General features: G+C 72.5%; 9 protein-coding genes. 4 read left to right on the plus strand and 5 right to left on the minus strand.

The window, feature by feature from the left end; genetic code table 11:
• Positions 1–9: 9 nt before the first annotated feature.
• From KAH28_RS14505 to lexA, 4 genes are read right to left on the minus strand one after another with little or no spacing between them, the layout of a single operon-like run.
• On the minus strand, positions 10–3,081 hold the full coding sequence (locus tag KAH28_RS14505) for an error-prone DNA polymerase (protein WP_290577783.1): 3,072 nt from the start codon (positions 3,079–3,081) through the stop codon (positions 10–12).
• A gap of 28 nt (positions 3,082–3,109) precedes the next feature.
• Complete coding sequence (locus tag KAH28_RS14510; RefSeq protein ID WP_290577785.1) at positions 3,110–4,540, minus strand: DNA polymerase Y family protein; 1,431 nt, start codon at positions 4,538–4,540, stop codon at positions 3,110–3,112.
• Between the two features lie 7 nt (positions 4,541–4,547).
• Entirely contained in the window at positions 4,548–5,165 is a 618-nt protein-coding gene (gene imuA / locus KAH28_RS14515; RefSeq protein WP_290577787.1) for a translesion DNA synthesis-associated protein ImuA, read from the minus strand.
• The gene (lexA, locus tag KAH28_RS14520; protein ID WP_290577789.1) at positions 5,162–5,776 is read right to left on the minus strand and encodes a transcriptional repressor LexA; all 615 of its coding nucleotides are present in this window, start codon (positions 5,774–5,776) and stop codon (positions 5,162–5,164) included. The genes imuA and lexA overlap by 4 nt, the downstream gene beginning before the upstream one ends.
• Before the next feature lie 213 nt (positions 5,777–5,989).
• Here lexA and KAH28_RS14525 point away from each other — a divergent pair, with 213 nt between their 5' ends.
• A complete protein-coding gene (locus KAH28_RS14525) occupies positions 5,990–6,775 on the plus strand; it encodes a response regulator transcription factor (protein WP_290577791.1) in 786 nt (261 codons plus the stop codon).
• Positions 6,776–6,782: 7 nt separating this feature from the next.
• Here KAH28_RS14525 and KAH28_RS14530 read toward each other — a convergent pair whose 3' ends face one another.
• The gene (locus KAH28_RS14530) at positions 6,783–7,289 is read right to left on the minus strand and encodes a DUF4112 domain-containing protein (protein WP_290577793.1); all 507 of its coding nucleotides are present in this window, start codon (positions 7,287–7,289) and stop codon (positions 6,783–6,785) included.
• Positions 7,290–7,405: 116 nt separating this feature from the next.
• Between KAH28_RS14530 and plsB the strand changes: the two genes are divergently transcribed.
• The 3 genes from plsB to KAH28_RS14545 form a co-directional block, all read left to right on the plus strand.
• A complete protein-coding gene (gene plsB / locus KAH28_RS14535; RefSeq protein ID WP_290577795.1) occupies positions 7,406–9,889 on the plus strand; it encodes a glycerol-3-phosphate 1-O-acyltransferase PlsB in 2,484 nt (827 codons plus the stop codon).
• A 70-nt stretch (positions 9,890–9,959) separates the two neighbouring features.
• Positions 9,960–10,733 carry an FKBP-type peptidyl-prolyl cis-trans isomerase gene (locus tag KAH28_RS14540; protein WP_290577797.1) on the plus strand — a complete coding sequence of 258 codons (774 nt, stop codon included), beginning with the start codon at positions 9,960–9,962 and terminating at the stop codon, positions 10,731–10,733.
• A 150-nt stretch (positions 10,734–10,883) separates the two neighbouring features.
• The coding region (locus KAH28_RS14545; RefSeq protein WP_290577799.1) for a DUF3080 family protein at positions 10,884–11,896 on the plus strand (1,013 nt) is incomplete at its 3' end.

The following is an 11,896-nucleotide window of genomic DNA, read 5'->3' on the forward strand; positions in this document are numbered from 1 at the left end:
CGCCGCGCCTCAGTGGAAGTCGCGCGAGCGCACGCTCAGCGCACCGAGCCAGTCGGCCCGGTCCTCGATGTGATGCACGACGATGTGGGTGACGCCGTCGGCACGCTGCAGCATGCCGCGCACGATGACGAAGTCGGCCATCGCCTGTGCCCGGAAGCGCCGGAAGGTCTCGCCCCAGACGATGAGGTTGTAGCTGGCGTCCTCGTCCTCCAGCGTCATGAAGACCGTACCCCTGGCGGTGCCGGGGCGCTGGCGGTTGATGAGCAGCCCGGCCACGCGCAGCGCGCAGCCGTCGCCGAGCTGCGCCACGCGCCCGGCGCGACAGACGCCCATGCGGTCCAGCCGCGACCGCAGCAGCGCCACCGGATGGCGGCGCAGGCTCAGCCCGGTGTTGTTGTAGTCGCCCAGGATCTCCTCGCCCTCGGCCGGCGGCGGTAGCGCCGGCGGCGCTTCCGGAGCGCCGTGGCCGGCGAGCAGGCCGGGCAGGCGCTGCAGGCCGGCGGCCTGCCAGTGCGCCTGATGGCGGTGGCCGGCGATCGTGGCCAGCGCGTCGGCGCGCGCCAGCGCCTCGCGGTCGCGCGCGTCGAGACCGGCGCGGTGCACGAGGTCGGCCGTATCGACGAAGGCGCCCCCGGCGCGGGCGGTGACGATGCGACGCGCCGCGGCCTCGGACAGCCCCTTGACCAGCCGCATGCCGAGGCGCAGCGCCGGCTGTGCGCCGGCGTCCTCCAGCGTGCAGTCCCAGTCGCTGGCGACGATATCGACCGGTCGGACGGTGACGCTGCCGCGGCGCGCCTCGGCGACCAGCTGGGCGGGGCCGTAGAAGCCCATCGGCTGGCTGTTGAGCAGCGCCGCGAAGAAGGCCGCCGGGTGATGGCGCTTGAGCCAGGCGGAGGCGTAGGCGAGCAGCGCGAAGCTGGCGGCGTGCGATTCCGGAAAGCCGTAGCTGCCGAAGCCCAGGATCTGCTGATAGATGGCTTCGGCGAAGGCCTCGTCGTAGCCGTTGTCGCGCATGCCGGCCATCAGCCGGTCGCGAAAGTGCTCGAGCCCGCCGTGGCGCTTCCAGGCCGCCATCGAGCGCCGCACCTGATCGGCCTCGCCGGGCGAGAAGCCGGCCGCGACGATGGCGATCTGCATGACCTGCTCCTGGAACAGCGGCACGCCGAGCGTGCGGCCGAGCACGCGCTCCAGCGCCGCGCTCGGATAGGTGACCGTCTCCAGCCCCTGCCGGCGCCGCAGATAGGGATGCACCATGCCGCCCTGGATCGGCCCCGGACGCACGATGGAGATCTGGATGACCAGGTCGTAGTAGCTGGCCGGCCGCAGCCGCGGCAGCATGCTCATCTGCGCGCGCGACTCGATCTGGAAGACGCCGACCGTCTCGCCGCGCTGGATCATGGCGTAGGTCGCCGGGTCCGCCTTCGGGATATCGGTGAGCGCGAAGGGCTGCCCGCGCCGCTGCGCGACCAGATCCAGCGTCTTGCGAATGGCGGTGAGCATGCCCAGCGCCAGCACGTCCACCTTGAGCAGGCCGAGCGCCTCGAGGTCGTCCTTGTCCCACTGGATGATGGTGCGGTCGGCCATCGCCGCGTTCTCCACCGGCACCAGGTGGTGCAGCGGTTGGTCGGCGATGACGAAGCCGCCGACGTGCTGGGACAGATGCCGCGGCAGATCGACCAGCTGCTCGGTGACCGCCAGCCAGCGCGCCATGTCGGGACGCGCCGGATCGACGCCCAGCCCCTGCAGGCGGTCGGCCACGGTCTCGGCACGGTCGTGCCAGTGCATGGCCTTGCCGAGACGGTCGACCAGCTCGGGGGCGATGCCCAGCGCGAAGCCGGCGTCGCGCAGCGCGCTCTTCGTCCGGTAGCAGATGACCGTGGCCGCCAGCGCGGCGCGCTCGCGGCCGTACTTGTCGTAGACGTACTGGATGACCTCCTCGCGCCGCTGGTGCTCGAAGTCGACGTCGATGTCCGGCGGCTCGTCGCGCTCCTTCGACACGAAGCGCTCGAAGAGCATGCTGGTCTCGCTCGGATCGACCGCGGTGATGCCGAGGGCGTAGCAGACCACCGAGTTGGCGGCCGAGCCGCGCCCCTGGCAGAGGATGTTGCGCGCCCGGGCGAAGCGCACCAGATCGGCCACGGTGAGGAAGAAGTGCTCGTACTCCAGCTCGCCGATGATGGCCAGCTCGCGCTCGATCAGCGCGCGCACCCCGGGCGGCTCGCCCTCCGGCCAGTGCTTGCGGAGGCCGGCCTCGGTGAGCGCGCGCAGGTGCGCGCTGGCGGTCATGCCGTCGGGCACCAACTCGTGCGGATAGGTGTAGCGCAGATCGCAGAGCCGGAAGGCGCAGCACGCCGCGATCCGCGCGCTCTCGGCCAGCCAGTCGGCCTCGAACAGCGTCGCCAGATCGTCGCGCGCGCGCAGATGCGCCTCGCCGTTGGCGGCCAGCGCCGCGCCGCATCCGGCCAGCGGCTTGCGCAGGCGCAGCGCGGTCATGACATCGGCCAGCGCGCGCTTGCCGCGCACATCCATGAGGGCGCCGCCGGCGGCCGTGATGGGCAGGGCGTGCGCGCGCGCCAGTCGCTGCACGCGCGCGCGCCGCCCGGCATCGAGGCCGTCGCGGAACTGATGCAGCGCCAGCCACAGCCGGTCGCCGAACAGCCCCTTCAGCCAGCGCACGTCGGCATCGCCCGCGTGCGCTTCGTCCGGCACCCACAAGGCCAGCAGGCGGCCGGCGTGCGCGGCGAGGTCGTCGCGCGTCAGGCGGTAGCTGCCCTTGGCCGTGGCCCGGCGACCGCGCGTGATGAGGCGGCAGAGATCACCGTAGCCGGCGTGATCGGGCGCCAGCAGCACCACGCGCGGGCCGTCGACGAGGCGGATCTCCGAACCGATGATCAACCGCATGTCGAGCCGCTGGGCGGCCTCGAAGGCGCGCACCACCCCGGCCAGCGAGCACTCGTCGGTCAGCGCCAGCGCCGTGTAGCCCAGCGCGTGCGCGCGCTCCACCAGCGCGCCCGGCTGCGCGGCGCCGCGCTGGAAGGAGAACGCGCTCAGGCAGTGCAGCTCGGCGTAGGCGGGGGACATGCCGGAATACGCGGGGCCGCGCCACCGCTCAGGCCCACAGTCCGTGCAGGTACCACTGCCGGTCGGCGCGGTCCTGGAAGACCCACATGCGGGTGCCGTCGGGACTGCGCGCGGCGAAGTAGTCGCGGGCGACGCCGGCGCCGTCCCACCAGCCGGTCTCGATGCGCTCGGGGGCATCCATCAGCTCGGGAGGCTGCGCCAGCGGGCGCGGCGGGTCGAAGAGCCATACCGGGCGGTCGACCGGGATCTCGGCGTCGAGGGCGTCGGAGGCTTCGACGCCCTCGGTGGGCAGACGCCGCCAGGCACGCTCGGGACGATGGTCGGCGGCCACGCCCATGCGCCAGACGGCGTCGACGCCCAGCCGCGCCACCAGGCGCTCGACGGTCTGCCGCCAGGCGTCGGTCTGGGCGCGACCGGTGTCGAAGAGGTCGAGCTGCGGCGCGTCCAGCGGGGCGAAGTCGTCGCAGGCCAGGGTCATGGCCTCGACCGGACCGGCCAGCGTCAGCCGGCTCATGCGCTCGCGCGCCATCAGGAGCCAGTAGCCGGCGTCGCGTGCCGGCGCGCTCAGCGGCACATCGAGCACGGTGTCGGGATGGTCCTCGTGGTGCAGCAGGATGGTGACCCCGCGCGCACCGGTGTCGCGCGCGCGCAGGTCGCGCTCGAGGGCGCCGAGCAGGCGCTGCAGGCCGAAGCCGAGCCCTTCGACGCGATGGATGTCGCCGTCGAAGCGCAGGCGGCGCCGGAAGCGCAGCGGCAGGCGATGCGCGCGCCGGGGATCGGGCGCGCGGCCGGTGAGACGATCGAGCAGCACCGTGGTCTCGCTGCCGAAGCGGCGCGCCACCTGGTCGACCGGCAGCGCCAGCAGCGCGCCGCAGCGGCGGATGCCGGAGGCGCGCAGCCCGTCGCGGGCGCGCGGCGACAGCGGCAGCGCCTGCACCGGCACGCCGTCGAGCCAGTCGCGCAGCGCCTGCCGGGTCTGCAGCACGCAGCCGTTGTCGAGACGCGCCGCCAGCGCCGCGCCCTCGAGGGTGGGAGCCACCGCCAGCCCGCATGCCAGCGGCTGCTCGGCGAGGCGTTCACGCGCCGCCGCAAGCAGGCCGTCGATGCCGCCGAAGACGCGCAGGCTGCGACCGGCCTCGACCCAGATCGCAGCGCGGCCGGCAGGCTGCTCGGGATCGGGAGACAGACGCTCGAGATGCACCGGCGCACCCAGGTCGTGCGCCACCGCGGCGAGATCCTGCATGGCCCCGATCTCGGCGTGGGGGTCGGCGTCGATCAGGCGCAGCTCGGGGCGCGCCGCCATCACGGCGCCGGCCTCGACCCCCGGGAACAGGGCCTCGCGCGTGGCCACCACCCACCGGCGACTGCCATGGCGCGCGGTGACCGCGACGCCGTCGGCCGATGCCAGCGTCAGCGCATCGAGCGCCAGCCGCTTCGGTGCCAGTGCCAGCCAGAGCACCGTGGACTCAGGCGGCGTGCCGCCAGCGCATGCCGCCGTGACCGCCGCGACACTTGTGGACGGTGACGGTGAAACGGTCCGGTGCGCCCTCCAGCAGCAGGCGCAGCGCCGCCGGCGAGCTCTGCCCCTCGGCGCGCCGGTCGCGATAGAGCAGGCCGCAGGCATCGCCGGTCTCGGCGGCGAGCTGCAGGCGGCGCAGATCCTGCTGGTCGAGCCGTCCCGGCCAGCACAGCACGGCGCTGAAGCCGCCCGAGCGCAGCATCTGCTCGGTCGCCCAGTGCGCCGACCCGGTCGACTCGGGCGTGATGACCAGCAGCCGCGACAGCGCCACGCCGGCCCGCGCCAGCGCCGGCGCGTAGGGCAGCAGCGGCGGGCACACCAGCGCGGCGCGGCCGCCGGCCCGGGTGAGCCGCGCCAGCCAGGGCGTGACCAGCTGCAGCTCGCCGCAGCCGGGGCCCGCGAACAGGATCTCGCTGAGCGCGCCCACCGGCCAGCCGCCGCCGGGCAGCAGCGCATCGAGGCCCTGGTAGCCGGTGGACTGGGCGCGCACGCGCGCCCGGGCGCCGCCGCGCCAGACCTGCGCCCGGTCGAGCAGCGGTGCCAGCGGATCGGGGTTGCCGCTCATGCCGCGCCCTCCCCGAGATGCCGCAGCACGCCCACGGCGAGCCCCTCGATGGCGAGCTCGCGCGCGCGCAGATCGATCTCGATGGGGGCGAAGTCGGGATTCTCGGCGATGAGACGGACGCGGTACCCCTCGCGTCGGAAGCGCTTGACGGTGACCTCGTCGTCGATGCGTGCCACCACGATCTGGCCGTCGCGCGCCTCCGGTGCACGGCGCACGGCGAGGATGTCGCCGTCGAGAATGCCGGCATCGCGCATCGACTCGCCGTGCACGCGCAGCAGGTAGTCGGGCTGCGGGCGGAACAGCCCGGGCGCCACCGGCACGTGCCGCTCGATGTGCGCTACCGCCAGCACCGGCGCGCCGGCGGCGACCCGGCCGATCAGCGGCAGGCCGTCGGCCCCGCGCTGCCCGGCGGCCAGGCGGATGCCGCGCGAGGCGCCCGGCACCAGCTCGATGACGCCCTTGCGTGCCAGCGCGCGCAGGTGCGTCTCGGCGGCGTTGGGCGAGGCGAAGCCGAAGGCGCGCACGATGTCGGCGCGCGTCGGCGGCGCCCCTTCCTCGGCGAGGCAGCGGCGGATATAGGCGAGGATCTCGGCCTGACGTCGGGTGAGCATGGCGGGGAGGCGACCGGATGACTGTACGTTTGTACAGTATTCCACGCTGCCGCGCCGCGGCTGTCAAGCGTTCCCTGCATTCGACCACCGGGGCCGACCACGACGGGAGCGGCTATGATGCATGCGTCCTTCCGTGGCCGGCCATGCACCGTTGATGCGCCGGGCCATCCGGCGCCGGAGCCACGAGGGGCCGCCTTCCAGGGGAGACAACCTATGGGCCTACCAGCACAAGCGCGCCTCCGCATCGAGCGCGCACCGGCCGCGCCTGCCGGCCCGCTTGCAGCGGGCATTGCCGGGGCGCGTCCGGTCACCACCTCGCGCCAGCTGCAGCGCCTGATCGCGCCGCTCCACGCCGACGCCGAGACCACCGCCGAGCAGGTCTTCGATCAGGTGTGGCACGGCATTCCGGAGTATCGCAACGGGACCCACGGCCATGATGCGGCCGAGATCCACGAGCACTGCCTGCTCGGCACGCGGGTCTGGCACCAGTCGCTGCGCGACCGTCGTCCGCCGCCGACCGAGGCGCTGGAGCAGCTGGCGCGGATCGGCGCCTACAAGTGCCGCATCGGCATGCCGCTGGGCAGTGTCATGCAGGCCTTCCGGGTGGGCTCGATGCTGTTCTGGGAGCAGCTCGTCGCGCTCAGCCACGAGCACGACGGTGTGCGCGACGAACTGCTTTCCAAGGTCTCGCTCTTCTTCCTGCAGCACTTCGACCAGGTCGGTGAAGCGGTCAGCCGCGGCTACCACGCCGAGCAGCGGCGCACGCCGCGCCGCGACATCGCGCCGCTGCCGCCGCGACCGGTGTTCGCCGAGCCGCTGACCGAGCGCGAGCGAACGGTGCTGCGCCTGCTGTGCGCGGGGCGCTCCAACGGCGAGATCGCCGAGCACATCCGCATCTCGCAGAACACGGTGAAGTACCACCTCAAGGCGATCTACGGAAAGCTGGGCGTGCACCGCCGCACCGAGGCGGCGGCCATGGCGCAGCAGCTCGGCCTGTAGCGCCGCGCTACCCGAACAGCAGCGCCATCAGGGCGACACCGGCGCGCCAGGCCAGCCACAGCGCCAGCACCAGCCCGCCGGCCAGCAGCGCCAGCTCCAGCCAGCGCCTCCACGACGGCTCGCGCTGCACGCCCTCGAGATCGTCGAGATGGCGCTCCAGCAACGCGCAGTTGCGGGTGTTGGCGCGCAGCACGAAATCGACCGCGTCGCCGGCCACCGGCACCAGACCGACGAAGAGATCGAGCACGGCATAGCCGGCCATGCGCGCGAGCAGCCGCGGCGGCGCGCGCATGCGGGCGGCTTCGCCGATGATGGCGAGGGTCATGACAAAACCGGCGGCGTCGCCCACCACCGGTATCAGCGAGATGATCGGCTGGATGCCGATGCGCCAGCCCACCAGCGGCAGCGGGATGCTGCCGTCGAGCAGCCATGCCATGCGGCGCGCGAAGCGGCGCGAGGCGGCGATGCGGGCCGGATCGACGGCCGGTGGCGGCGGAGCGTGGCGCTGCGTCATGCGGGGTTCCGTGGCGGATGCGCGGGCAGGATAGCGCTGCAGCCACGCGACGACGCGCGCATCATTGGCGACCGTGGCCCGCCGGCATGGCGCCACGACCGGGAATAGGGGGAGGAATGCTGCAAGCCGCGCTGTTCTGGCTGTGCTGGCTGCTGAGCCGGCCGTTGATGTGGACGCTGCGCCATCGCAGCACACCGGAATCGCTGCCCGAGGGTCTCGGCATCGGCGCCGGGCAACCGGTGTGCTACGTGCTGGCGCAGCGCAGCTGGCTGGATGTCTTCGCGCTGCAGCGCATCTGCCGTGCGCACGGACTCCCGGTGCCGCAGCGCATCGGCATGGCGCTGCCCGAGGCCGACCGCGCCACCTTCCTGTACCTGCCGGCGCTGCTCAAGCCGGGCCGCGACATCGACGCGCTCGAGAACCTCTTCGCGCAGGCCCAGGCGCGCGACGGCTACGACGTGCAGCTGGTGCCGGTATCGCTGTTCTGGGGCCGCCAGCCGGACAAGGAGACCTCGCTGTTCCGCGTCCTGTTCGCCGACAGCATCGGCGCCGGCCGCGTGCACAAGCTGCTCATCGCGCTGTTCAACGGCCGCAACCTGCTCGCGCACTTCTCGACCTCGGTGTCGCTGCGCGGCTTCATGGGCGAGACGCCCCGACCGCGCCGGGCGCTGCGCAAGCTCGCACGCGTGTTCAACATCCACTTCCTGCGCATGCGGACCGCCACGCTGGGGCCCAGCCTGATCCGGCGCTCGGTGCTCATCGAGGGCCTGCTGCGCACGCCGCCGGTGCGTCACGCCATCGAGGAGGAGATCGCCGCCACGCAGAAGAGCGCCGGCAAGGTGCGCAAGCGCGCCCGGCGCATCGCCGAGGAGATCGCGGCCAACTACTCGACCACCACGCTGTCGGTCCTCGAGCGGCTGATGACACCGGTGTTCCACCGCATCTTCCGCGGCATCGACGTGCACGGTCTGGAACGCGTGCGGCAGTACGCGCAGACCCACGAGATCGTGTTCACGGCCTCGCACCGCAGCCACCTCGACTACCTGCTGATCTCCTACGTGCTCTACCAGGCCGGCATCGTGCCGCCGCACATCGCCGCCGGCGTCAACCTCAACTTCTGGCCCATCGGCGGCCTGCTGCGGCGCGGCGGCGCCTTCTACATCCGGCGCAGCTTCAAGGGCGACGCCCTCTACACGGCGCTGTTCCGCGCCTACGTGGACATGCTCATCGCGCGCGGCTACTCGATCAGCTTCTATCCGGAGGGCGGGCGCTCGCGCACCGGCCGACTGCTCAAGCCCAAGACCGGACTGATGGCGATGATCACCGAGTCGGCGCTGCGCCAGCGCACGCGCAAGGTGGCGGTGGTGCCCATCTATCTGGGCTACGACCGCGTGCCCGAGGCCAACACCTATGCCAGCGAGCTGCGCGGCGCCGCCAAGGAGAAGGAATCCGCCCAGGGGCTGCTCAAGGCCACCAAGGTGCTGACCAAGTCCTTCGGCAAGCCCTACATCGGGTTCGGGGAGCCGGTGCGCCTGCAGGAATTCGCCGACCAGCAGCTCACCGGCTGGCGGGAGGGCTTCGGCACGCCGCTTTCGCCGCGCCGTCCGGAAGGCTTCAACGCGCTGGTGGCAGCACTCGCGGACGAGATCATGAGCCGCATCAATGCCGCGGTGGTGGCCTCGCCGGTGGCGCTCACCTCGGTGGCGCTGCTCGCCGCTCCCCAGAAGGCGGCAGCGGAATCGGAGCTGCGCGAGCAGATCGACCTGCTGATCCGGTTGCTGCAGGCACAGCCCTACGCCGCCGACATGCGCATCCCGGCCACCGACGCCGGCGAGATCCTGGACTGGTCCACCCCCATCGCGCGGCTGTCGCGCATCCCGCACACCTGGGGCGACATCCTGCTCGCCGAGGGCCGGCAGGCCACCCTGCTGACCTACTACCGCAACAACATCCAGCACCTGTTCGCGCTGCCGTCGCTGATCGCGAGCATGTTCCGCAGCCGCTCGCGCATGCCGGAGGCGCTGGTCCTCGACGCCGCCGAGGGGCTGTATCCCTTCCTGCGCACCGAGTTCTTCCTGCACTGGCCGGATGCACAGCGCCGTGCCGTCCTGAGCGAAACCGTCTCGCGCATGGTCGCCCTGGACCTCCTGCAACGCGATGGTGACGACCTCGTGCGTCCCGAGGTCACCAGCAGCACCTTCGCGGCGCTGAGCATGCTGTCGCGCGTCATGGGCGAAACGCTGGAGCGCTACTGCATGACCGTGGTGATGCTCGCGGCCGAGGCGGGCAGCGAGGCGATCGCCCGCAAGCAGTTCGAGGAGGACTGCCGCAGCCTGGCGGAGCGCATCGCGGTGCTGACGGGCCGCATGGCGCCGGAGTTCTTCGACCGCAACCTGTTCCGCGGCTACATCGACACGCTCATCCGGCTGGGCCTGATCCGGCGCGAGACCGACGACCGCATCCTGGTGGGGCACGAGATCCACGCGCTGGCGCGTTCGGCGCTCGAGCTCCTGAGTCCCGAGATCCAGCAGACGATCCTGCAGCTGGTGGCGCGCCGAGGGCGCGGAAACGACGCAACAGCCGCGATTGATTCCGTGTAGGCTGTCGGACCGCTGTCGGCGCCTCGCGCCCGTAGCGACGCATTCACACACGACGGGGAATCCATCAATCATGTGGAAACTGCATATCACCGCCGTGGCGGCGGCCGCCATGGTCGCTGCCTGTCAGCCGCAGCAGCAGAACGGCGATAGCGCCGGCGCCTCGAACGGCGAGCCGGCATCGCTGGAGAGCGAAGCGGCACGCTTCAGCTACTCGGTGGGTGTCGATCTCGGCTCCTCGCTGCAGGCGGTCGAGGAGGACGTCGACCTGGCGGCGCTCGAGCGCGGCATCAAGGACGCCTTCGAGGGCAGCGAGCTCGCCATCGAGGAGTCCGAGCGCGAGAAGATCAAGAACGAGGTCGCCCAGCGCATCCAGCAGCAGCGCGCCGAGGAGCAGGCCGAGAAGAGCAAGGAGGCTGCCGCCAAGGGCGAGACCTACCGCGAGGAGAACGCGCAGCGCGAAGGCGTCGAGGTCACCGACTCCGGCCTGCAGTTCGAGTCGCTGGAAGCCGGCGACGGCGCCACGCCATCCGAGAGCGACACGGTCACCGTCCACTACAAGGGCGAGCTGATCGACGGCACCGTCTTCGACAGCTCCTATGACCGCGGCGAGCCGGCCACCTTCCCGCTCGGCAACGTCATTCCGGGCTGGACCGAGGCGCTGCAGATGATGAAGGAAGGCGGCAAGGCCCGCCTCGTCATCCCGCCGGAGCTCGCCTACGGCGATCAGGGCGCGGGCAACCGCATCGGCCCCAACGAGACCCTGGTCTTCGAGGTCGAGCTGATCGAGGTCAAGGCCGCCGAGAACGGCGGTGACGGCGAGGGCGGCAGCGCCGACGCCGGCTGACGCACGACCCCGGCCGGACGATCAGGCCCCGGTGCTGCGGCACCGGGGCCTTTTTCGTGGGCACGGCGCCCCCTCCGCCGTCGCCCCGCGCCCCTGCGACAGCCCTGCAACCATCGCCGCACCGCAGCGCGGCTGACCTACCATCGCGGCATGCGCAGGACGGCAATGCTGCTGGCGGCACTGGTGGCGGGTTGCGGCGGCGAGCCACCGACCCCGCTGTATGCGGACTATCTCTGGCGGCTGGGGAACGTCATCGATGCCGATGCGCCCGAGCTCGCGGCGGTGGTCGCGCCACCCCTGCGCTACCCGCGCGCCCGTGAGCGGCGCCGTGCGGTGCCGGCGGTACGCGGCGGCGTGCTGGAGCTGTTCGAGCTGGCGCGCTGCGACGTCGCCGAGCTGATCGCCGAGCGCAACAGCATCCTCGGCCGGCACGCGGACGCCGCCACCCACTTCGCCAATGGCGGGCGCGTGCTGCGGCGCCTGGAATCCTGCCGGCAGCGCCTCGATGCCAAGCGGGAACCGGAGCTGGCGGCGCGCCTGGACGAGCTCGTGGCGCAGAAACGGCCGGCGCTGGAGGCACAGGCGTGGAATGCCACCTTCGGTGCCGGGGCCTTCGCCGGCTGGTGGAGCCCGTCGGCGCGCGGGCTCACGCCTGAGGCCGTGCAGCAGGCCGATCCGGCGGCATCGCTGCGCACGCTGGTGCGTGCGCGCAACGCGGCGCATGCCGGCGAGATGGATGCGGCGCAGGCGGCGTTCTCGGATGCCTACCAGGGACTCGAACGCCGACCCTACGGCGGCGCCTGGATCGAATCGGCCCAGGTCAGTCTCGCGGCACTGGAAGCTGCCGCGGCGATGCTCGCGGCGGTCGATACCGACCGCCTCTGCCCGCAGGCACGCCCGACGCCACGCGCACGCGTCCTGCACACGGTCTTCCGGCAGCGCTACGTGGCGCGCGTTCAGCCCTATCTGGCGGCGCTGTCGCGCGGCATGGAAGCAATCGCGCAGCCACTCGAAGCCCTCTGGCCCGGCAAGGACGCGGCGGTTCCGGCGGTCGCGGGATTCCGGCACCGGACCTGGCATGCCGGGCCCGAGGGCCTGCGCGCACGACTGACCGAAGCCACGCGCGAACACGCCGAGGCCGGGTCGTGTCCCACGACGTGGTG

Source organism: Algiphilus sp. (assembly GCF_023145115.1).
Taxonomy (GTDB): domain Bacteria; phylum Pseudomonadota; class Gammaproteobacteria; order Nevskiales; family Nevskiaceae; genus Algiphilus.